Origin of the sequence: Sedimentitalea xiamensis (genome assembly GCF_030164465.1) — a bacterium.
In the GTDB taxonomy this organism is placed as follows: domain Bacteria; phylum Pseudomonadota; class Alphaproteobacteria; order Rhodobacterales; family Rhodobacteraceae; genus Sedimentitalea; species Sedimentitalea xiamensis.
On the sequence record NZ_JASNJE010000012.1, the window covers coordinates 1 to 22,298 of the forward strand.

20 protein-coding genes are annotated in these 22,298 nt (G+C 65.0%); 12 read left to right on the forward strand and 8 right to left on the reverse strand.

Annotated features, from left to right (window positions below):
* Window positions 1-207 (forward strand): transposase (locus QO034_RS11180; protein ID WP_407696758.1); only part of this gene is annotated, 207 nt, incomplete at its 5' end.
* Between the two features lie 42 nt (window positions 208-249).
* On the opposite strand, the gene QO034_RS11185 is transcribed toward QO034_RS11180, so the two are convergent.
* The 3 genes from QO034_RS11185 to QO034_RS11195 are packed head-to-tail and all read right to left on the reverse strand — an operon-like array spanning window position 250 to window position 3,356.
* Entirely contained in the window at window positions 250-960 is a 711-nt protein-coding gene (locus QO034_RS11185) for an ATP-binding cassette domain-containing protein (protein WP_284485618.1), read from the reverse strand.
* Window positions 961-969: 9 nt separating this feature from the next.
* A complete protein-coding gene (locus QO034_RS11190) occupies window positions 970-2,139 on the reverse strand; it encodes an FtsX-like permease family protein (protein WP_284485619.1) in 1,170 nt (389 codons plus the stop codon).
* Complete coding sequence (locus QO034_RS11195; RefSeq protein ID WP_284485620.1) at window positions 2,136-3,356, reverse strand: HlyD family efflux transporter periplasmic adaptor subunit; 1,221 nt, start codon at window positions 3,354-3,356, stop codon at window positions 2,136-2,138. The genes QO034_RS11190 and QO034_RS11195 overlap by 4 nt, the downstream gene beginning before the upstream one ends.
* Before the next feature lie 258 nt (window positions 3,357-3,614).
* Here QO034_RS11195 and QO034_RS11200 point away from each other — a divergent pair, with 258 nt between their 5' ends.
* From QO034_RS11200 to QO034_RS11240, 9 genes are all read left to right on the forward strand, one after another.
* The gene (locus QO034_RS11200; RefSeq protein ID WP_284485621.1) at window positions 3,615-4,199 is read left to right on the forward strand and encodes an ANTAR domain-containing response regulator; all 585 of its coding nucleotides are present in this window, start codon (window positions 3,615-3,617) and stop codon (window positions 4,197-4,199) included.
* Window positions 4,196-5,371, forward strand: a complete 1,176-nt coding sequence (locus QO034_RS11205) for a CmpA/NrtA family ABC transporter substrate-binding protein (RefSeq protein ID WP_284485622.1) — start codon at window positions 4,196-4,198, stop codon at window positions 5,369-5,371. The genes QO034_RS11200 and QO034_RS11205 overlap by 4 nt, the downstream gene beginning before the upstream one ends.
* A gap of 264 nt (window positions 5,372-5,635) precedes the next feature.
* Complete coding sequence (locus QO034_RS11210) at window positions 5,636-7,003, forward strand: CmpA/NrtA family ABC transporter substrate-binding protein (RefSeq protein ID WP_284485623.1); 1,368 nt, start codon at window positions 5,636-5,638, stop codon at window positions 7,001-7,003.
* Between the two features lie 28 nt (window positions 7,004-7,031).
* The gene (locus QO034_RS11215) at window positions 7,032-8,114 is read left to right on the forward strand and encodes an ABC transporter permease (protein WP_284485624.1); all 1,083 of its coding nucleotides are present in this window, start codon (window positions 7,032-7,034) and stop codon (window positions 8,112-8,114) included.
* A 5-nt stretch (window positions 8,115-8,119) separates the two neighbouring features.
* Entirely contained in the window at window positions 8,120-9,799 is a 1,680-nt protein-coding gene (locus tag QO034_RS11220) for an ABC transporter ATP-binding protein (RefSeq protein ID WP_284485625.1), read from the forward strand.
* 5 nt (window positions 9,800-9,804) lie between these two features.
* Complete coding sequence (nirB, locus tag QO034_RS11225; protein ID WP_284485626.1) at window positions 9,805-12,240, forward strand: nitrite reductase large subunit NirB; 2,436 nt, start codon at window positions 9,805-9,807, stop codon at window positions 12,238-12,240.
* On the forward strand, window positions 12,237-12,566 hold the full coding sequence (gene nirD, locus QO034_RS11230; RefSeq protein WP_284485627.1) for a nitrite reductase small subunit NirD: 330 nt from the start codon (window positions 12,237-12,239) through the stop codon (window positions 12,564-12,566). Before nirB ends, nirD begins: the two co-directional genes overlap by 4 nt.
* Window positions 12,566-15,196: a nitrate reductase gene (locus tag QO034_RS11235; RefSeq protein ID WP_284485628.1), complete on the forward strand. Its 2,631-nt coding sequence runs from the start codon at window positions 12,566-12,568 to the stop codon at window positions 15,194-15,196. Before nirD ends, QO034_RS11235 begins: the two co-directional genes overlap by 1 nt.
* Window positions 15,197-15,433: 237 nt before the next feature.
* Window positions 15,434-15,823, forward strand: a complete 390-nt coding sequence (locus QO034_RS11240; RefSeq protein WP_284485629.1) for a hypothetical protein — start codon at window positions 15,434-15,436, stop codon at window positions 15,821-15,823.
* 199 nt (window positions 15,824-16,022) lie between these two features.
* On the opposite strand, the gene QO034_RS11245 is transcribed toward QO034_RS11240, so the two are convergent.
* On the reverse strand, window positions 16,023-16,508 hold the full coding sequence (locus QO034_RS11245) for a flavodoxin family protein (RefSeq protein ID WP_284485630.1): 486 nt from the start codon (window positions 16,506-16,508) through the stop codon (window positions 16,023-16,025).
* Window positions 16,509-16,697: 189 nt separating this feature from the next.
* Here QO034_RS11245 and thpR point away from each other — a divergent pair, with 189 nt between their 5' ends.
* Together thpR and QO034_RS11255 are read left to right on the forward strand one after the other, a co-directional pair.
* On the forward strand, window positions 16,698-17,246 hold the full coding sequence (thpR, locus tag QO034_RS11250) for an RNA 2',3'-cyclic phosphodiesterase (protein ID WP_284485631.1): 549 nt from the start codon (window positions 16,698-16,700) through the stop codon (window positions 17,244-17,246).
* A 113-nt stretch (window positions 17,247-17,359) separates the two neighbouring features.
* Window positions 17,360-18,034 carry an ankyrin repeat domain-containing protein gene (locus tag QO034_RS11255; RefSeq protein WP_284485632.1) on the forward strand — a complete coding sequence of 225 codons (675 nt, stop codon included), beginning with the start codon at window positions 17,360-17,362 and terminating at the stop codon, window positions 18,032-18,034.
* 31 nt (window positions 18,035-18,065) lie between these two features.
* Here QO034_RS11255 and QO034_RS11260 read toward each other — a convergent pair whose 3' ends face one another.
* The 4 genes from QO034_RS11260 to QO034_RS11275 are packed head-to-tail and all read right to left on the reverse strand — an operon-like array spanning window position 18,066 to window position 22,266.
* A complete protein-coding gene (locus QO034_RS11260) occupies window positions 18,066-19,724 on the reverse strand; it encodes a Na/Pi cotransporter family protein (RefSeq protein ID WP_284485633.1) in 1,659 nt (552 codons plus the stop codon).
* Between the two features lie 16 nt (window positions 19,725-19,740).
* Window positions 19,741-20,562, reverse strand: coding sequence for a phosphodiesterase (locus QO034_RS11265; RefSeq protein WP_284485634.1), 822 nt, complete (start codon window positions 20,560-20,562; stop codon window positions 19,741-19,743).
* A 4-nt stretch (window positions 20,563-20,566) separates the two neighbouring features.
* Window positions 20,567-21,376 carry a carbohydrate ABC transporter permease gene (locus tag QO034_RS11270; protein ID WP_284485635.1) on the reverse strand — a complete coding sequence of 270 codons (810 nt, stop codon included), beginning with the start codon at window positions 21,374-21,376 and terminating at the stop codon, window positions 20,567-20,569.
* Complete coding sequence (locus QO034_RS11275) at window positions 21,373-22,266, reverse strand: carbohydrate ABC transporter permease (RefSeq protein ID WP_284485636.1); 894 nt, start codon at window positions 22,264-22,266, stop codon at window positions 21,373-21,375. The genes QO034_RS11270 and QO034_RS11275 overlap by 4 nt, the downstream gene beginning before the upstream one ends.
* Between the last annotated feature and the right edge of the window lie 32 nt (window positions 22,267-22,298).

Consider the following 22,298-nt stretch of genomic DNA (forward strand, 5'->3'; position numbering starts at 1 on the left):
CTGGGCGCGACCGCGCAGATCAAGCAGAACCCATCGCGCAGCGGCGGCAAGGGGATCGACTGGGCACTCTACAAGGAGCGTCACCTGGTTGAGTGTTTCTTCAATCGGATCAAACGGTTCCGTCGTATCGCGCTGCGCTGCGAAAAGACAATCTCGTCCTTTCGGGCATTCGTTGCCCTTGCCTGTGCTATGACATGGCTCGCCTAATGCAGACGCCGCCTAGGGCGCGGCGCGGGCTGACGGCACGCGCTATCGCGGGGCGGTGTCGGACACGATCCGCCCGTCTTCCATCGTCAGGACGCGGTCGGCCAGGCCCATGATCCTGTCGTCATGCGTCACCATCAGCGTGGTCGTTCCCCGTTCCCGCCCCAGCGCCTTGAGGATTTCGACCACCACCCGCCCGCTTTCCTGATCCAGCGCGGCGGTGGGTTCGTCGGCCATCACGATTTCCGGGTTCCCGACCAGGGCGCGGGCCACGGCCACCCGCTGTTTCTGCCCGCCGGACAGGTTGCCGGGCAGGTAGTGCAGCCGGTGGTCCAGCCCGACCATGCGCAGGGCATGGGCCGCGGCGTCGTCATAGCGGTCGCGGTTGCCGTGGGTGCCGTGCACTTCCAGGCCCATGCGCACGTTCTGCTGCGCCGTCAGGCTCGCATGCAGGTTATGGGCCTGGAAGATGAACCCGATCCTGCGCCGCAGCGCCACCTGCGCCGGTTCGCTGGCGCCGTTCAGTTCGGTGCCGAGCAGCCGAAGCGAGCCGTCCATGACGTCGCGCAGGCAACCGATGAGCGTCAGCAGGGTCGTCTTGCCCGATCCCGAAGGCCCTTTCAGGATCGTGAGACTGCCGGGCGCGATGGACAGGGTCGCGTCAAAGATCACCTGGATCCGGGTTTCGCCGCTTCCATACCAGTGATTGAGGTGGCTCACGACGATCGGGTCGGGCGTGCCGGGCTTGCGATACATTGCCGTCTCCTAGAACAGGTCGGCGGGATCGGCCGCGTTCAGCCGCCGCGTCGCCACCGCGCCGGATACCGCACAGGCGGCGAGCGTTCCCAGGAACACGAGGAAGACGACCGTGCCATCCATGTTGATCGGCAACCCGGTCGCGGTCCTGAGCAGGGAGTGGACCCCCCAGGACACGAGACTGCCGGGAACGAAACCGAGCAGCGCCAGGATCATCGCCTCTTCGAATATGATGCCGAGGAAGAAGCCGGGAGCGTATCCCATTGCCTTGAAGGTCGCGTATTCCTTCAGGTGATCGGCCACATCCGTGGACAGCACCTGGTAGACAATGACGATTCCCACCAGCACCCCCATCAGCACACCGAAGCCGAAGATGATCCCGGTGGGCCGTTTGGTGGTGGAAAACACCACGTCGTCATCCGCCGCCTGCGCGATGGTCCGGATGCGCAGATCCGACGGCAGGTCGGCCCGAAGCCGGTCGATCACCGCGGCGGCGTCATGTCCGGGCGCGAGTTTCAGCAGGATATGGTTCGGCGCGCCCGACTGGCGTTGCGGAAACAGGCGCAGGAAGGTCTGGTCCGAGGTCAGCACATATCCGTCCGCCGAAAACCCGACGCCGCCGGTGAACGTATCGGCAAAGCTGATGGTGTGGCCCATGATTTCGGTGGTCAGCGGGCTGTGGGGGCGGATGCCGGCCAGCACCTGTTGGTCGATCTGGCGGGTTTTCAGGTCGATCATCGCCACGTCGGGCAAGGTCAGGGACACGATCTTGTGCCGCACCTGCGGTGAAAAGAATCCCGTCTTGACCGGGTCCATGGCCAGCAGTTGCAGCTTTGTGTCGTTGCCGTTCTGCTTCCACTGAACGGAGCCCATGTAAAGCGGCGTCGCATCGGCCACGCCCGGATCGCTCATGGCGCGGAACATCCATTGGCGCGGCACGTTGCTGCCTTCGGAGATGGTGTTGGCGTCCTTTGCCGACAGGATGATGTCGGCGTTCAGCATCTTGTAGGTGTCGCGCGTCGCGGTGTTCATGCTGCCCATGATGCCCAGTTGAACGAAGACCAAGACATTGGCGAAGGCCACGCCCGCGACCGCCGACGCCAGCCGTCCGTAGTTGTGTGTCAGTTGCAGCCAGCCGACCGGCATCCGGCCCAGCAACCGGGCGAGAAGCGCGGTCACGGCTCCATCTCGCGGGTGTCGATGCGGGCGACAAGTTCCAGGTTGGTGAAACGCGCCGCGCGCGCGCTGTCAGGGGCATCGAGCGCCACCAGAACCTTGACCACGCGGGCATCGGTATTGGCGGCGATATCGCCGGCGACGATCGCCTGCTGCTGCACCAGCAGGCCGACCTGCCGGACCTCGCCGCGCAGGGTCAGGTTCAGCGCCTCGCCCAGAAGTTCGACCTTCTGGCCGGTCTTCACCGCGTCGATCCGGGATTGATGCACTTCGACTTCGGCCATCATCTGGGACACGTCGCCCAGCGTCATCACCCCATCCTGGCCGGGGGTCTCGCCCGGTCGCGCCGCGATGTCGAGCACCGTGCCGTCGATCGGCGCCACGATCCGGCCCTTGTTCAGGTCGAGCCGCGCGCGTTCCAGTTCGGCCTGCGCCGCTTCGAGATTGCGCAGGGCGACCACCACGTCGGGCTGTTCGTCGAGCACATCGCTGAGGTATTGCGCCAGCGCCGCCTCCGCCCGTTCGACACCGCGCGCCGCCTGATCGGCGCGGGACAGGGCCTGGTCCAGTTCCGCCTGGGTGGTGAACCCGCGGTCAAACAGCGATTGCGTGCGCGCAAGGTCCGCCGCCGCCACCTTGGCAATGGCCTGGGCTTCGGCCAGATGCGCCTTGTCGACGGCCAGATTGGTCGAGATCGTCTGCCGGGTCTGCACCAGCGCCGCCTCGCGCACCGCGACATTGGCCACGGCGGTCGCCAGTTGACTTTGCAGTTCGGGCAGGTTGTCCAGCGTGGCGAGCAGGTCGCCCTTGGCGATGGTGTCACCGACCTTGACCACGATCTCCGCAAGGCGGGCGTTCTGTGCCCCGAACGGCAGCGCCACGACGCTGGTGTCGCCGCGCGGCATCAGGCGCGCCAGCCCGATCACATCGGTCGGAACCAGGGTGTCCGCGACCTCGTCGGGCAGGGCGACCCCGGCGGGCAGGGCGAACGGCCGGGACGTTCCGCCGCCGGGTTCCAGCCCGGTCACGGAGAACAGGGCGCGCAGGCCCGGCGGCTGGAAATAGATGCCGATGAAACCGCCAAGCATGAGGGTGAGCATGCAGACCGGCAGCAGCCAGAGCCGCCGCCATTTGCGTCTGGCGGCAGGCGGCGCGCCTTGCGTGTCATGGTCGATGATGTCCAGCGTCAGATGGTCATTCGGTTTTTCGGACTCGGGCATGAGCGCCTCGTGGCAATGGATTCCACCGCAAGAGTGGCGGCGCCGTGACCGACATGCAATGGGTCGTTCGGGCGCAGTCGGGCCCGTGCCCGCGGTTCGGGGGGAGAGGGGGATTGCCTGTCGAGTCGCCGGTTCGAACATCGCGGTCTGGCCGGGGATGCACAAAATCCAGGCAGTTGCCGGGATTCCCGATCTCCCCTGCACAATTCCTCGGCGGGGAACTTGCCTCGCTTCTGTCTTGCCGCCCAAAAGGTTCACATGGAAAGCAAGCTGATCATTGTCGTTGTCGAGGAGGACCGGGGCCATGCGCTCGGGATCGTCGAGGCGCTGAAGGACAGCGGAGAGCACGAGGTACATGTCATCGGCGCCAGCACCGGTCTGGCGCGAAAGATCGCGGCCCATGCGCCGGACGTGGTCCTGATCGACGTGGACAACCCGACCCGCGACATGCTGGAGGAACTGACGCTGGCGTCCGGGCCGCTGGAACGCCCGGTGGCCATGTTCGTCTCCGGTGCCGCCAGCGGACTCGCGCAGGCGGCGATCGATGCCGGATTGTCCGCCTATGTGGTCGACGGGCTGAAGCCCGAACGGCTGCGGCCGGTGATGGATACCGCCATCGCGCGGTTTCGCATGATGCGCCAGATGCGCACGGAACTGGCCGAAACGCGGCGTGCGCTGGAAGAACGCAAGGTCATCGACCGCGCCAAGGGCCTGCTGATGAAGGCCCGGGGCATCGACGAAGACGCGGCCTACATGCTGTTGCGCCGCACCGCGATGGATCAGGGGCGCCGGCTGGCCGATGTGGCCGAGGCGCTGGTCACGGCGTCGGGGCTGCTGAGATGAAGCCGGTATCGCTGTCCGTCGCCTACATGCCGCTGGTGGACGCCGCGCCGCTGATCATCGCGCAGGAAATGGGCTTTGCCGACCCCGAGGGGCTTTCGCTGGACCTGATCGCCGCGCCGTCCTGGTCTTCGGCGCGCGACATGCTGGCATTTGGCCGGGTCGACGCCGCGCATCTTCCGTCTCCGGTTCCGATCGCCATGGCGCTGGGGCTGGGTGGAGTGGCGACGCCGCTTTCCGCCGTCCTGGTGCTGTCGGTCAATGGCAATGTCATCGGCGTCAGCCGCGCGCTTGAATCGCGCCTGCGCGACCTTGGGTCCGATTTCGATTTCGCAGACGCACGCAAGGCCGCCACCGCGCTTGCCAAGGCCGCGACCGGGCCGCTGGTCTTCGGTGTGCCCTTCCCGTTTTCGATGCATGCGGAACTGCTGCGCTACTGGTTTGCGCGCACCGATCTGGCCGACAGGGCAATCGAGATCCGGACCGTGCCGCCGCCGCTGATGGCCAGGGCGCTCGCCGACGGAGAGGTGGATGCCTTCTGCGTCGGGGAACCCTGGGGATCGGTCGCCGTGGACATGGGGGCCGGGGCGCTGCTGCTTCCGGGCAAGGCCATATGGGCCTTCGCGCCGGAAAAGGTGCTGGCGGTGCGCACCGAATGGGCGGAAACCGAACAACGGCTGCTCGGCGGCCTGATGCGCAGCGTCTGGCGGGCGGGGCGCTGGTTGTCGCAGCCCGGCAGCCGCACGATTGCCGCGGAAATCCTGTCGCGTCCCGCCTATCTCGACCTGCCCGCGGAGCTGATCGACCGGGCCTTGACCGGGCGCTTCACCATTTCCGGACAGGCGGAACAGCGCGCCGTTGGCGATTTCCTGCATTTTCACAGCGGCGCGGCCAATTTCCCCTGGCGCAGCCAGGCCCGTTGGATCGCGCATCGCCTGAGCCGGCAAAACGGGCTGGACAGCGCCGCGGCGCAGGATGCGGCGGCGGCGGTATTTCGCACCGACCTGTTTCGCCGGCATCTCGCCAGCACCGACGCCGACATGCCCGGCGCGTCAGAGAAAATCGAAGGCGCGATTCGGCACCCGATGGCCGTTGCATCGCAGAAAGGCCGGCTGAGCCTGCTGCCGGATGCGTTCTTTGATGGCTCGAATTTTGATCCAAAGACCGCCGATTGACCAAAATTCTTGCAGGTTCGGGCGCCGTTCCGGGAAAAATCGCTCCAAAATGCCGCAGGTTCCCCACTTTGCTGTTCCGCTGGCGCTGCGCTGCGGCATAACTAGACCATCGGTTCGCAACGGGGTGGGCCGAGACGAAATTCTCCCAATGACAGGGATATCCTGAGCAAGGCCGCTCGCTTTCCGCCGACATCCGGCGGGCAGTGACGTGGCCTTTTTTCGTTTGCCCGGTTCCTCCTTCCGGGCGCACCGAAAGGAATGACGATGAAAAGACTGATACTGGCTTTGACCGCCACAACCGCTTTGGCCAGCCCTGCATTCGCCGGAATGCTCGAACTGGAAAAGGATGAACTGACCTTCGGCTTCATCAAGCTGACGGACATGGCGCCGCTGGCGGTGGCGTATGAAAAAGGCTTCTTCCTGGACGAAGGGCTGTTCGTGACGCTTGAAGCGCAGGCCAACTGGAAAGTGCTGCTGGATGGCGTGATCGACGGCCAGCTGGACGGCGCGCATATGCTCGCGGGGCAACCGCTGGCGGCGACCATCGGCTTCGGCACCGAGGCGCATATCGTGACGCCGTTCTCCATGGACCTGAACGGCAACGGGATCACCGTGTCCAACGAAGTCTGGGAGATGATGCAGCCGCATATCGCGAAGACGGAAGACGGCCGGCCGCGGCATCCGATCAGCGCATCGGCCCTGGTCCCGGTGGTCGATGCGTTCCGCGCCCAGGGCAAGGCGTTCAACATGGGCATGGTGTTTCCGGTGTCCACGCATAATTACGAACTGCGTTACTGGCTGGCCGCCGGCGGGCTGCATCCGGGCTACTACAGCCCCGAGAACGTCACCGGGCAGATCGGCGCCGACGTGTTCCTGTCGGTCACGCCGCCGCCGCAGATGCCGGCGACGCTCGAGGCGGGCACGATCCACGGGTATTGCGTCGGTGAGCCGTGGAACCAGCAGGCCGTGTTCAAGGGAGTCGGTGTTCCGGTCATCACCGACCACCAGATCTGGAAGAACAACCCCGAGAAAGTCTTCGGGATCACGGCGGAATTCGCCGAGGCCAATCCGAACACGACGCTGGCCGTGACCAAGGCGCTGATCCGCGCCGCGATCTGGCTGGATGAAAACGACAACGCCAATCGCCCCGAAGCGGTCGAGATCCTGTCGCGGCCGGAATATGTCGGGGCGGATTACGAGGTGATCGCGAATTCGATGACCGGGTTCTTCGAATTCGAAAAAGGCGACAAGCGGGATATCCCCGATTTCAACGTCTTCTTCCGCTACAACGCCACCTATCCGTTCTATTCCGATGCGGTCTGGTATCTGACGCAGATGCGCCGCTGGGGCCAGATCTCTGAGCCCAAGAGCGACGGCTGGTTCGACGAGGTGGCGAAGTCGGTCTACAGGCCGGAGATTTACCTTCAGGCCGCGCGGCTGCTCGTCGAGGAGGGGCTCGCCAATGAGGCCGACTTCCCATGGGACAGCGACGGCTACAAGCCACCGACGCCCGGCTCCGACATCATCGACGGCATTGCCTATGACGGACGCCAGCCAAACGCCTATCTGGAAAGCCTTCCGATTGGGCTGAAGAGCGACGAGCGCGTCATCGGAAACGGCGTCGAAGGCTGACAGGCGCAGGACAAAAGGAACTTATTCCATGACGACCATAGACCCCGATTTCGCCGGTGCGGAGGCAAAACAGGCCCGCAAGGAGGCGTTGTTCACCCGCATCAACACCGCCGACAAATGGTTCCAGATCCTCGGTCTGGGCTGGATCACGCCGGTTCTGAAAGTCGCGGCGGGCGACAACCCAAAGGCCCAGGCGGCGGAAATCTGGCGGCTGCTGGCCGTCCCGCTGCTGTCAATCTGCGCCTTTCTGCTGCTCTGGGGCATCCTGGCCCCCAAGGTGCAGACCAGCCTTGGCGCCGTGCCGGGCCCTGCGCAGGTCTGGGCCGAGGCGGTCAATCTTCACGAGGATGCAAGGGCCAAGGCCGAAAGCCGTGAAAAATTCGAAACCATGGTCGAGAAGCGCAACCAGAAACTGATCGATGCGGGCCGCGCCGACGAGGTGAAGCAGATCGCCTATACCGGCGCGCCCAGCTATTACGAGCAGATCCTGACCTCGATCAAGACGGTGTTCTTCGGGTTTCTGATCGCGACCGTGGTGGCCGTGCCGTTGGGGATTGCCGCCGGACTGTCGGCGACCGCGAACGCGGCTCTCAATCCGCTCATCCAGATATTCAAGCCGGTCTCGCCGCTCGCCTGGTTGCCCATCGTGACCATGATCGTATCCGCGCTCAACGCCACCAACGACGGTTTGTTCGCGAAATCCTTCCTGATCTCGGCGATCACGGTGACACTTTGTTCGCTCTGGCCGACGCTGATCAACACATCGTTGGGCGTGGCCTCGATCGACAAGGACCTGGTGAACGTTTCCAAGGTTCTCAAGATGAACACCTGGACCAAGATCACCAAGCTGGTGCTGCCGTCGTCCCTGCCGTTGATCTTCACCGGGTTGCGCCTGTCTCTCGGGGTGGGCTGGATGGTTCTGATCGCCGCCGAGATGCTGGCGCAGAACCCCGGTCTCGGCAAGTTCGTCTGGGATGAATTCCAGAACGGGTCGTCCAGTTCGCTCGCCAAGATCATGGTCGCCGTGTTCACGATCGGGATCATCGGGTTCCTGCTGGACCGGGTGATGTTCACCCTGCAATCCCTGTTTACCTTCACGAACAACCGGTGATCGCCATGAGCATTCTCAAGTTCGAAAATGTCACGCGGAGCTTCGGCACAGGCGAAGAGGCGGCGGAGGTTCTCAAGGATATCAACCTGGATGTGGCCGAGGGCGAGTTCCTCGTGATCCTCGGGTTCTCGGGCACCGGAAAGACCACGCTGATCAACCTCATGGCCGGGCTTGACCGTCCGAGCAGCGGTCGGGTCACGTTCAAGGGCGCGCCGGTCACAGGCCCCGGCCGCGAGCGCGGCGTGGTGTTCCAGAGCTATTCGCTGATGCCCTGGCTCACGGTGAACGGCAATGTCCAGTTGGCGGTGGACACGGTGTTTCCGGACCTGTCGAAAGCCGACAAGGCCCGGAAGGTGGCGCATTACGTCGGCATGGTCGGGCTGTCCCATGCCGCCAACCGGCGTCCGGCAGAACTGTCTGGCGGAATGCGCCAGCGGGTGAACGTCGCACGCGCCCTGGCCATGAGCCCCGAGATGCTGTTGCTGGACGAACCGCTTTCGGCGCTGGATGCCCTGACGCGGGCCAATCTCGCCACCGAGATCGAACAGATCTGGGAGGCGGACAAGAAAACCTGTGTCCTGATCACCAATGACGTGGACGAAGCCATCATCCTCGCCGACCGGATCATCGCGCTGGACCCTGACGGGTCGTTGGGCCGGGAATTCGCCGTGACCATGCCGCGCCCGCGCGACCGGGGGGCGATGAACCAGGACGATACGTTCAAGCGGCTGCGGGCCGATGTCACCAGGTATCTCATGGATGTCGGAATCGAAGCCAGGGTGGAAGGCACCCGCCGGCTGCCCGACGTGACGCCGATCCATTCCGTGCCGACCGCGGTCAAGGCGGCGCAGAAAGGGCTGATCGACGACCGGTTCCTGGATTTTTCGCAGCTCCACAAGATCTATCCGACGCCCAGAGGTCCGCTCACCGTGGTCGAGGATTTCGATCTCAAGATCGACCGGGGAGAGTTCATTTCGCTGATCGGCCATTCCGGCTGTGGCAAGTCGACGGTGCTGACGATGGCCGCCGGACTGAACGAGATATCGAGGGGGGCCATCAAGCTGGACGGTCGCCACGTGGAAGGTGCCGACCCGGAACGCGCGGTGGTGTTTCAGTCGCCGAACCTGTTTCCCTGGCTCACCGCCCGCGAAAACGTCGCGGTGGGTGTGGACAAGGTCTATCCCCGCGCCAGCCAGGGTGAACGGCAGGATGTCGTCGAATACTATCTCGAACGTGTCGGGCTGGCGGAGTCGATGAACAAACCCGCCTGCGAGTTGTCCAACGGCATGCAGCAGCGCGTCGGCATCGCGCGGGCCTTCGCCCTGTCGCCGAAACTGCTGCTGCTGGACGAGCCTTTCGGAATGCTGGACAGCCTGACCCGCTGGGAATTGCAGGAAGTCCTGATGGAAGTCTGGTCCCGGACCAAGGTGACGGCGATCTGCGTGACCCATGATGTGGACGAAGCGATCCTGCTCGCCGATCGGGTGGTGATGATGACCAATGGGCCGCAGGCCACGATCGGCAAGATCACCAATGTCGACCTGCCGCGTCCGCGCACCCGAAAGGCGCTGCTCGAACACCCGGACTACTACACGTACCGGCAGGAAGTTCTCGATTTCCTGGAGGAGTTCGAGCACGGCGCGAAACCGAAATCCAGATCGCCCAAGGCGATTGCTGCGGAGTGAAGGCCATGAAACAGAAACTCATCATCATTGGCGCGGGCATGGCGTCGGGCCGCCTGATCGAACAGGTTCAGGCGCGCGATCCGGAGGCCTTCGACATCACGCTTTTCAACGCCGAGCCGCGCGGGAACTACAATCGCATCATGCTGTCGCCGGTCCTGTCGGGCGAAAAGACCTATGCAGAGATCGTCACCCATGACGACGCCTTTTACGCGGAGAACGGGATCACCTGCCGCTTTGGCGAACATGTGGTCGCGATCGACCGGGCCAGAAAGGTGGTTGTCGGCCAGAAGGGCGAGGTGGCCTATGACAAGCTGGTCATCGCCACCGGTTCCGCGCCGTTCATCATTCCGGTTCCGGGAAAGGATCTGCCCGGCGTCGTCACCTACCGGGATCTTGACGACACCAACGCCATGATCGAGGCGGCGACGAAAGGCGGCAAGGCGGTGGTGATCGGCGGCGGGTTGCTCGGCCTGGAAGCCGCCGCCGGGCTGAGCGACCGCGGCATGGACGTCACCGTGCTGCACCTGATGGGACATCTGATGGAACGGCAACTGGACGAGGCCGCAGCGCATCTGTTGCGCTGCGACCTGGAAAAGCGCGGCCTGCGCATCATCACGCGGGCGTCCACGGCGGCGATCCTGGGGACCGACCGCGTCGAAGGCGTCATGCTGGAAGACAACACCGGGCTTGAGGCCGATCTGGTCGTCATGGCCGTGGGAATCCGCCCGGAAACGCGGCTGGCGACAGATGCGGGGATCGAGGTGGCGCGCGGGATCGAGGTCAACGCGCAGATGCAGACATCGGACCCGGATATCTTCGCGGTCGGGGAATGCATCGAGTTCGATGGCCACCTGTTCGGGCTGGTCGCGCCGCTCTACGATCAGGCGCGCGTGCTGGCCGGCAGCCTTTTGAACGGGCCGGATGCCTTCGTGGTCAAGGACACCGCCACCAAGCTGAAAGTGACCGGCTGCGACCTGTTCAGCGCCGGCGACTTCTCGGAAGGAGAAAACCGCGAGGACATTGTCTTCCGCGATCCGGCGCGGGGGGTCTACAAGCGGCTGGTGATCGAGGACGACCGGCTGGTTGGTGCTGTGATGTATGGCGACACCGCGGACGGAAACTGGTTCTTCGATCTCATCAAGAACGAAACCGGGATCGAGGAGATGCGCGAAACGCTGATCTTCGGCCCGGCCTACCAGGGGGGAGATCAGGCAAACCCTCTGTCGGCCGTTGCAGCCTTGCCGCCTGAAGCGGAAATCTGCGGCTGCAACGGCGTTTGCAAGGGAACCATCGTCGAGGCGATCCACGCCGGCGCGAACGAGCTGGGCGCGCTGCGGAGCGCGACGAAGGCCAGCGCGTCCTGCGGCACCTGCACGGGCCTGGTGGAACAGTTGCTGCAGGTCACGCTGGGCGATGCGTTCCAGATGCCGACCGTGCAGCCGGTCTGCGGCTGCACCGATCTCAGCCACGAGGACGTGCGCCGCCTGATCAAGACCAAGGAACTCAAGAGCCAGCCCGCGGTCTGGCAGGAACTGGGCTGGACCACGCCGAACGGCTGCCACGTCTGCCGACCTGCCATCAATTTCTACCTGCTGGCGGACTGGCCCCTGGACTATCGCGACGATCCGCAAAGCCGTTTCGTCAACGAACGCAAGCACGCGAACATCCAGAAGGACGGCAGTTTCAGCGTCGTGCCGCGCATGTGGGGCGGCATCACCAACCCGCGCGAATTGCGTGCAATTGCCGATGCGGCGGACAAATACGGCGTTCCGACCGTCAAGGTCACGGGCGGGCAGCGGATCGACCTGCTGGGGGTCAGGGGCGAGGACCTGCCGGCGATCTGGAGCGATCTCAACCGTGCCGGTCTGGTGTCGGGACACGCCTATTCCAAGGGATTGCGCACCGTGAAAACCTGCGTCGGCACCGATCATTGCCGGTTCGGAACCCAGGATTCGACCGGGCTCGGCATCAAGCTGGAACAGATGCTCTGGGGATCGTGGACCCCGCACAAGGTCAAGCTCGCCGTGTCGGGCTGCCCGCGGAACTGCGCGGAGGCGACCTGCAAGGACGTCGGGATCGTCTGCGTCGACAGCGGCTACCAGATCGGCGTGGCCGGGGCGGCGGGCATGGACGTGAAGGAAACCGAACGTCTGGCCGATGTCGCGACCGAACAGGAGGCGATCGACCTTACCGTTGCGTTCATCCAGCTTTACCGCGAGAACGCGAAATATCTGGACCGGCCCTACAAATGGGTCGCCAAGGTCGGGCTCGACTGGGTCAGATCCCGCGTAGTCGATGACCTTGCGGAACGCTCCCGGCTGATCGACGCGTTCGAACTGTCCCAATCCGTTTACCGCAGGGACCCATGGGCCGAGCACGCGCAAACCCGCGCGCAAAGCTATACTCCGCTTGCCGATCTGACGCTGGAGGCCGCCGAATGAGCTGGATCGACATAGGCGCGCTTGCCGACATCCCCGAACGCGGCGCACGGGTGGTCAAGACGGAACTGGGCTGCGTCGCCGTATTTCGGACCGCCGAAGCCGAAATCTTCGCGGTTTCCAACGCCTGCCCGCACAAGGCCGGCCCCCTGTCCGAAGGCATCGTTCACGGCCGCCGCGTGACCTGCCCGCTGCACAACTGGGTCTTCGATCTCGACAGCGGCGAGGCGGTCGGGGAAGACGCGCGCATCGCGACCTATCCCACGCGGATCGCGGCGGGGCGGATCCTGCTGGACGGCACTGCCCTGCGCAAGCGGAGCGCGGCGTGATGGACGGGTCAGGCCCGCCCGAGACACGGTCGACCTGTCCCTATTGCGGGGTGGGGTGCGGCGTGCTTCTGCGCGCGGATGGCCGGGGCGGTCTTTCCGTGCGCGGCGATCCGGACCATCCGGCGAATTTCGGGCGGCTCTGCTCGAAAGGGTCGGCATTGGGTGAGACGGTGGGTCTTGACGGGCGGCTCCTGACACCGATGATCGATGGCCAGACCGCCGGCTGGAACGAAGCGCTTGGGCATGTGGCGGACCGGTTTCGCGAAACGATCGCGACGCATGGACCTGACAGCGTCGCCTTCTACGTCTCGGGGCAGCTTCTGACCGAGGACTATTATGTCGCCAACAAGCTGATGAAAGGTTTCATCGGATCGGCGAATATCGACACCAATTCGCGGCTCTGCATGGCCTCGACGGTGGCGGGCCACAAGCGCGCCTTCGGAACCGACACCGTGCCGGGCACCTATGAGGATATCGACGAAGCCGATCTGGTCGTTCTCGTGGGCTCGAACCTGGCCTGGTGTCACCCGGTCCTGTTCCAGCGCCTGCTGGCGGCGCGGAAGGCGCGGGGCACGAAAGTGGTCGTGATCGACCCGAGGCGCACCGCAAGCTGCGATGCCGCCGATATGCATCTGGCGCTGCGGACGGGCAGCGACGTGGCGCTGTTCAACCGGCTGCTTGCCGCAATCAGGGACTGCGGAGCCGTGGACCCGGAATTCGCGGCGTATGTGGACGGCGCCGGCGAAGCCTTTGCCGCGGCGCGAGACGAGGACGGCGCGGCGACCGGGCTGAGCGAGGCGCAGATACGCGCCTTCTGCGATCTCTGGCTGGGCACGGAACGGGTCGTGACGGTATTCAGCCAGGGTGTGAACCAGTCCACCTCCGGCACGGACAAGGTCAACGCGATCCTGAACTGTCATCTCGCCACCGGACGCATCGGGCGCGCGGGCATGGGTCCGCTGTCCGTCACCGGACAGCCCAATGCGATGGGCGGCCGCGAGGTCGGCGGTCTCGCCAACATGCTGGCCTGTCATCTGGACATCGGGAATGTCGGTCATCGCGCTGCGGTGCAGGAATTCTGGCGCGCCCCGACCATGGCCGACAGGCCGGGTCTCAAGGCGGTCGAGATGTTTCGGGCCGTGGCGGACGGGCGCATCAAGGCGCTGTGGGTCATTCATACCAACCCGGCCGTTTCGATGCCCGATGCGGATGCGGTGCGGGACGCCATCGCGGCCTGTCCCTTCACCGTCGTCAGCGACGTGACCGCCGCGACGGACACCGCGCGCCTTGCCCGTGTCCTTTTGCCGGCGGCAGCCTGGGCCGAGAAAGACGGCACCGTCACCAATTCCGACCGCACGATCAGCCGTCAGCGCGCGGTCCTGCCCGCACCGGGCGCGGCGCGGCCCGACTGGGCCATTCTCGCCGGGGTCGGCCGGCGCATGGGCTGGAGCGCGGCCTTCGACCATCAAAGCCCGGCCGAGATCTTCCGGGAATATGCGGCGCTGTCAGGGGTCGCCGGAGGGTTCGGCCGGGATTTCGACATTTCCGCCCTCGCCAGTCTTGACGCCGCCGCCTATGACGCGCTGGAACCCGTCCGCTGGCCCGTGACCGCCCGGCAGCGCGGCGGACGTTTCTTTGCCGACGGGGCGTTCTTTCATCCGGGCGGCAAGGCGCGGATGCTGCCGGTGCGCTGGCAACCGCCGGCAGCCCGCACCGGACCCCGCTATCCGTTCCGCCTGAACACCGGACGGATTCGCGATCAGTGGCACACGATGACCCGCACCGGGTTGAGCCCGCGCTTGTCGTCCCACCTGGCGGAACCCTTCCTTGACATCCACCCCGCCGACGCGGCACCGCTGAACATCGCGGCCTCGGACCTGGTCTTGGTGGAAAGCCCGACGGGCCGCTGCATCCTGCGGGCGCGGATCACCGACACGGTCCGGCCCGGAGAGGTCTTCGCGCCGATGCACTGGACCGGTGAAACCGCGCCCAGTGCGCGCATCGGCGCGTTGGTCGCCGGCGCGACCGATCCGGTTTCCGGCCAGCCCGAAAGCAAGGCGGGAGTCGTTTCGGTGCGGCGCTTTGATGCGGCCTGGTACGGGTTTGCCGTGTCCAGATGCGGCATGAAGCCGGTCGCGCCCTATTGGGCCGTTGCGCGGACGCAGGCCGGTTTTCGCGTCGAACTGGCCGGGAGCGAGCCGGTTGACGATTGGGAAAGCGAAGCACGCCGCCTGTTCGCGGCGAATGCGGGGACGCTGTCCAGCTTTCATGACGCGGCGCGCGGAGTGCATCGCATCGCGCTCAGCGATGGCTCCGGTCTGGTCGGCGCGCTCTTTGTTGCGCGCGAACCGGTCGCCATCATGCGCGACTACCTGGCAACCCTTCCCGGCACCCTGTCCCCGCAGGTTCTCGGGGGCCGCCCGCCCGCCGGAGTCCCCGATCCGGGACCGGTGCTCTGTTCCTGCTTCGGCGTCGGCGTGAATTCCATCGTCGCGGCCGTGGAAACGCGTGGCCTGATGAGTGTGGATGCCGTCGGCGAGGCCTTGCAGGCTGGCACCAACTGCGGATCCTGCCGGCCGGAGATCGCCGCCTTGCTGTCCGCCCTGAACGCGCGGGAAGCCGCGGAATGAGCACCCTGCCCCTGCTTGCGGACCCGGACGTGACACCGTCGCGGATGAGCGGCAAACGCGCGGGCATGCGCCCCGCCGGCTGGCTCTGACCCCAGTGAGGAAGTCGCCTCGTCTACCGGTCCGAGGCGGTGGTTTCCGGGGACCGCCGCGTAGGAGGTCTTCAGCACAAAGGCGACCAGGGTTCTCAGGGCGAGCACGACAAGGAACCTGGGGAATTCGGGCAGGTCCATCTGCCGGGTGACGGTGCCGGGTGGAGAAGTTCACCTGATCCAGTTGCAGAACCCAGGCCAGAACGACGACCGCAAGGCTCGCCAAGCCGGCGGCGAAGGAGGTGCGGGCAAAGAACGCGCGCGGGGACGGGTTCAGGAACGGCAGGGTGAACAGAAGGACGATCTGCACATAGGCGCAGACGAACCAGCAGGGGGTCAGCCCTTTCGGGCTGATATCCTCGACGAAATTTCCGAGAAACAGGAACCAGTGCCAGTCGACGGGCGACCAAAGCGCCGCCGTCATCGTGACGAGCGCCAGATAGTACAGAACGATCGGAACGAGCATGATGCGCCATGTCCGAAAGACCGCTCCGGTGAACAGCGGCTCGCTCTGAAACCGCGCGATCGAAAATCCTGACAGGATCAGCAGGAGATAGGCGCCGCCACCGGTCGACCGCTTGTGCTGTGCAGTGCGATCACCGTCACCAGCGCGACGACCCGGCCGATCAGATAGGCGCCTCTGTCGGAAAAATACAGTTCGACTTCCAGGTAGGACAGGCTGTCGCCGCCATGCCCGACGAAGGAGTGGTCGGGATCGGGCCGGTCCGGGCTGGGTTTCAGAAAACACCCATGGCGAGACCGGCGCCGATGGCCGCGCCAAGATCCCGGCAAAGCGCGAGTTGGTCTTCCGGAATCGTCTTTTCGGCCAGGATTTCCTCTGGCGTCTGGGCGTGCGTGCAGACGATGAGAGGTGGCTGCACTTCCCGCAGGCGCCAGCCTGTGGCGATCCGGGCGGTTTGCCGGGCCGCGTTTCCTCCGTCCGAACCCGCGCAGACCATTTGCGCATAGGGTCGCCCCTCGATCCGTCCGAGGACCGGGTAGTAGCACCGGTCGAAAAACTCCTTCATGACGCCGGCTATGGCCGCGAGGTTCTCCGGTGCGCAGAAGATATAGCCATCGGCGCGAAGCAGGTCATCGGGTTGCGCATCGGCGGCGGTCTTCAACAGGACCTCGATTTCGTCTTCCGCGGCCCTTGCCGCGGCCTCGGCCATCTGACGGCTGCCGCCGGTCCTGGAATGAAAGACGATGAGAAGCTGCGCCATGACGGTTGATATCTACATGGCTGGACGCGGGCTTCCAAGGTTCGAGTGACGCGCGCGGGAAAGGTGGCGCAATGTCCCTTTTCGGAAATATCTGCTACCCTTGCCAGGCAGGCCGGCAAGCTCTGCATCGACGGGACAGCATGCCGTCTGCGGGCGCACCGGACGATCTGGACGGAAATCGGAACGCATATGCGAGTCTTTGTGGCCATCGACATCCCCGAACAGGTTCGCGCCGAGCTTGAAGCCCTGCAATCCGAATTGACGATTGGCCGCTCCGTTCCTTCGGATAACCTCCACCTGACCCTGTGCTTTCTTGGGGAGCAGCCCGAACAGGCCGTTGAAGAGGCGCACCTGGCCTTGTCGGTCCTTCGCGCGGCTGCGTTCGACCTGCAACTGGCGGGTGTCGGCAGCTTTGGAAATCGGGCGCCGCGGGTGATTTTCGCGGATGTGGCCCGAAACGCGGATCTCGCGGCGCTTGAACAGCGGATAGCCCGGAGCCTGAGGCGTGCGGGGCTTCAGTTCGAGAAGCGGCGGTTCCGTCCGCATGTGACGATTGCACGCCTGCCCAGGGCCGTGCCGCCGTCCGAACTGGCCATGGCGCGCGATTTCCTTGCGGATCATGCCGCTTTTAAGGGATCTCCTTTCCGGGTGGCGGATTTCCGGTTGTATCGGTCGGTCCTGACGCCCAGGGCGGCTCTGCACGACACGCTTGCTTGCTACCGGCTGGCGGAGTTCTGACAGTGCGCGGATGCCGGTCTTGACGCATGCACAATGACGAACCACGCTGTTCGAACCTGAATCCGGTGCGTCGTTCTGCCTCCAAACGCCCGTTTCACAAGAAAGGCCACCTCATGCTTCGTTGTCTGTCCATTGCGCTCTTGATTGGAACCGGATCGGCAACGATCGCCCAGACGGCACCTTCGCCGCGCGAAATCGCCACCTATGACGGGTTGTTCAAGGCAGCCCATGAGGGCGATGTTTCCGCGATCCGGCAACTGGCGGCCGCCGGTGCGGATGTCAACGCGCGCGACGCCGCGGGGCGCACGCCGATACATGTGGCGTCTTTCGCATCCCGGGACGATGCCTTGCGCGCCTTGGCCGCGGCCGGGGCGGACATGAACGCGCTGGACGGGGATGCCTATGACGTGGTGACAATCGCGGCGGTGGCCGACGATCCCGACCTGATGTCGCTCGCCATCGAACTTGGCAACGATCCGGGCCTTGTCACCAGCCCCTACGATGGCACGGCGCTGATCGCCGCGGCGCATCTCGGGCACGCGGAGGTCGTCCGGAGGCTGATCGGCGCCGGCGCTCCGCTCGATCATGTCAACAACCTGCGTTGGACGGCGGTGATGGAATCTGTCGTGCTCGGCGATGGCGGGCCGGACCATCAGGCGGTGCTGGACGCATTGCTCGATGCGGGGGCCGACAGGTCGCTTGCCGACAGTGCCGGCGTGACGCCGCTCCGGCATGCCGAAAGCCGGGGATATGCGGAAATGGCAGAGCGGCTCCGGATGGGCGACTGAACCGACCGCCGCCGGGACGATGCTTGCCCCGTCAGGCATCCGCCAGCCGGCTTTCGAGAAGTTCGCCATGTTCCTCGAGCAGCGGATAGGCGATCATCGCGAATGAGGTGTTGAGCATTTTCAGGGCGCGCAGCAATTCGAGGTGAATCGCGCTGGTTTCGAAGGATTCGGTCAGCCCCTGGCGCAGCCGCTTCAGGTGCTTGCGCACCAGGGCCTGTTCCAGGTCGCGAACCTTTTCCTTCTGCTCCACCAGTTCGCGCGCAAGCCCCACATCTTCGGAAATGAGAACCGTGATTCCGTGCTGCACGTTCCGTAGAACCGTGTCGTAAAAATCCGAAAGCTCGCGCCAGCCCTCATCCGAGAAATTCAGCTTCTCGGCATTTTTGCGCCGCGCGAGGTCGACCATCTTCCGCACGATCGCATCGGCACCGGCCTCGAGGTTGACGGCGACCCCGGACAGGTTGAACGCGCGCGTTCCGGTATCCTCGTCGGGGTCGTCGCTGCGGATACCCGTCAGGTAGATCCGCAGGTCCATCGACATGCGGGCGATGTCCTTCATGTCCAGAACCAGTCGCTGGGCGATGGCGTCGTCGTAGCTGTCAAAAAGGCCGATGGCCTCACGCAGCATGATCTCGATCCGGTTTCCGATCTCGACGAGTTCGCGTTGCGCGCAGGCAAAGGCCCGTCGTGGCTGGTTCTGGACCGTCTGGTCCAGCGCCGACCGCGCCAGGGTATCGGACAGGGCGCCGGCGCGACTGGGAAGAAGGCGGGTTGCGAGCCGCATGAGCGGCGCGACGAGCGGAAGCCCCAGGGCCAGAAGCGCAAGGTTGAAGAACAGATGGATATTCAGGATCTGCTGGGCGGCGGAAGACCCGACAAGCAGCGCGGATGCGCCGAACTGTGTCAGCAAGACCAGGGCCAGCGCTGCGCCGCCGCCGCGCAACGCGAGGTTTGTCCAGACGACCCGCTGCACCGTCACATCCGCCTTGAGGGTCAGAAAGAACGCGATCAGCGCTCCCCCGAGATTGGCGCCGAGCACCATGGCGGCCGCGGCCTCGACCGACAGGAGACCCTGTTGGGCAAGCGTCGCGAAAAGCAGCACCGCAGCGACGCTCGAATGAAACAGCCAGGCGAAAATCGCGGCAATGAGAAAGGCGGAGACCGGATCGCCCGCGAGATACACCATGGCCGCCTGCGCCGCCCCGCTTTCCGAAAGCGGCGCGCTCGCCTGTCGGATCAGGTCCAGAGACAGAAAGATCAGCGCGAGCCCGATCAGAATCCGGCCAATCTGGCGGAGATTCCGGCGCGAGCTGCGCAGAAAGAACATGACGCCCACGAGAAGCAGCAGCGGGGTCAGAAGCCCGACCCTGGAATTGAGGATCTGCGCCACGATGGCCGAGCCGAGATCGGCGCCCAGAATGATCGCCAGCCCGGTGACGCCCCCGATTGCACCCGCCGACATGAAGCCCGCCAGAAGCATTGCCACGGCCGTCGAACTTTGCAGCAGGACGGCCGCCGCGGCGCCGGTAGCCGCTGCCGTGAAACGGTTCTTCGTGGATCGCCGCAGCCACCGGCGCAGGTGCCCGCCGAATGCCCGTTCGAATCCGGTGCGCACAAGGCGCACGGACCAAAGCAGCAGCGCCGCCGCCGCCGCCATGTTCAACAGAACTATCACCGGGGAACTGATCATCTTCTCTACATGCCTTCTACCGGACGGTCATCGGAATTTCCTGGAACGGAAACGGGCCGCTTGCAATTTCAAGCGGCACCGCGGCCCAGACCCCGTCCGGTCCGGTGTCGAATACGGCGCAGCCCGTCGGTCCGGTCATGAACCCCACGGGCGCGTCCGGCCGCAGGTCGAGCGCGAAGGCGCTGGAGACCGCCGGCGCGGTGGCGACCGGGTGACGCCCGATCCGGCCTTGAAAAACCCCGTGGACGTGACCGGCCACCACAATGATCTCTCCGCCGGCCTGCGCGAGCGTCGCCTGCAACGCGGGGATGTCTTCAAGCCCGATCGCGTCCATGAACCGGATACCCGTGCGCAAGGGCGGGTGATGGACCGCGACGACCACCGGCCGCGACCCGGCGCGCGCCAGGGCTTCGGACAGAAAGGCGAGGCTTTCGGGACGCAACGCGCCGCCACCCTGGCCTTCGACCAGCGTGTCAAGCCCGATGACGACAGTGTCGCCGATTTCGGTGGTCCAGTCGATCAGCCCGCTCGACGGCATGGCGGGGCTGTCGGCGAAGGCTTTCCGAAATTCGGCGCGGTCGTCGTGGTTGCCGGGAATGGCGAGAAGCGGAAGCCCGAGACGGTCAAGTTGGCCGCGCGCGAAGCGGTAGCTTTCCGCGGTGCCGTCGTCGCTGACATCGCCCGTGACCAGCACCGCGTCCAGATGCCCCAGCGCCGCCCGCCGGTCGATGAGCCGTTCCACCGCGGTGCGCAGGATCGCCCGTGTGTCCAGAACGCCCGAGGCCCGCGCCCCTGCCGCGACCACATGCAGATCGGTGAGTTGAAGGAACCGCGCCATCGGACTACTTGATCCCGGCGCGCAGGAAGGCCTGCACGAACTGACGCTGGAACACCAGGAACGCGACCAGCAGGGGCGCGATGGACATCATCGTTGCGGCTGAGATCACCGAAATGTCCACGCCGTTCTCGGGTGCCCCGAAAATCGAAAGGCCGACCGTAAGCGGCCGGGTATCGGGCGAATTGGTCACGATCAGAGGCCACAGGAAATTGTTCCAGTGGGTCGATACCGACACCAGCGCATAGGCCAGGTAGGTCGGACGGGCCAGCGGGACGTAGACCCGCCAGAGGATGCCGAACCAGCCGCAGCCTTCGACCCGCGCGGCCTCGTGAAGCTCTATCGGCACGCCCTTGAAGGCCTGGCGCATGAGGAAGATGCCGAAGGCGGACGCCATGTAGGGCATGCCGACGCCGGGGATCGTGTCAAAAAGCCCCAGCCGCGAAACCATGGCGTAGTTTTCCACGATCAGCACTTCGGGCAGGATGAAAAGCTGCATCAGCACCAGGATGAACACGAGATCGCGGCCGGGAAACCGGACTTTGGCGAAAGCGAACCCGGCCAGCGTGGTGACCACGAACTGGCCTGCCAGTATGACCGTGACCAGAACGAACGTGTTCAGAAAATACCGCAGCCACGGCGCACCGGCCCAGGCGGTGCGGAAATTGTCCAGCGTCCAGGGCGCGGCGACGTTGAAATTGACCGCGTCGGATGTCGTGTGGAACGCCGCCCAGAACGCGAAGAGAAGCGGCGATATCCAGATCACGGCAAGCAGCAAGGCGCCGAACATTTCGATGCGGCGGAAAAAGGCGTTCATTGATAATGCGTCCGCTTGTCGAGGTAGGAAAACTTGATCCCGGCGACGATCCCGAGCACCACGAGCACGAGGATCGTCATCGCCGCGGCATGGGGCGCATCGAAGAAGGCGAAAGCCATCTCCCAGATGTAGTAGAGGATCAGTTTCGAGGCGTCGTTCGGCCCGCCCTTGGTCAGGATGAACAGGTGGTCGATGAGCTTTACCGAATTGATCAGGGCATTGACCATGATGAAAAGCGTCGTCGGCATCAGCAGCGGCAGCACGATCCGGCGGGTGTAGGTCCAGCGGCTTGCCCCCTCTATGTCGGAGGCCTCTTTCAGGTCTTCGGGTATGGTCTGAAGCGCGGCAAGGTAGAAGATCATGAAGAAACCGGCCTCTTTCCAGATCGTCACGATGATCACTGCCCAGAGCGCGGTTTCCGGCTGGCCCAGCCAGTTGACCGAGGGCAGCCCGAAAAGCGATCCGATCTGATCCAGCACGCCAAGACCCGGTGTGTAGAAGAACAGCCACAGGTTCGCGGCGGCGATCATCGGCAGAACGGTCGGGGTGAAATAGGCCGTGCGCACGAAACCGCGCGCGGGAATCCTGGAATTGGCCCAAAGCGCCATCGCGAGCGCGATGGCGATGGACATCGGGATCGTGACCCCGGCATAGACGAGGTTATTGCCGACGACCTTCCAGAAGGTCGGATCGGCGAACAGGTCGGCGTAGTTTTCGATGCCGACGAATTCGCTGGGACGGCGGCGGGTGCCGCGCGAGAACAGGCTCGACCAGAATGTCGCGACCGACGGATATAAGGCAAAGAGCGTGAGCAGGATCGCGGCGGGCGACAGCAGGAGCCAGCCGTAGACCGCCTGCCTTCGCTTTTCGAGATCGACGTGCTCCGCCATGGATCGGTCCTTTGCCCGCAGGGGGCCATGAT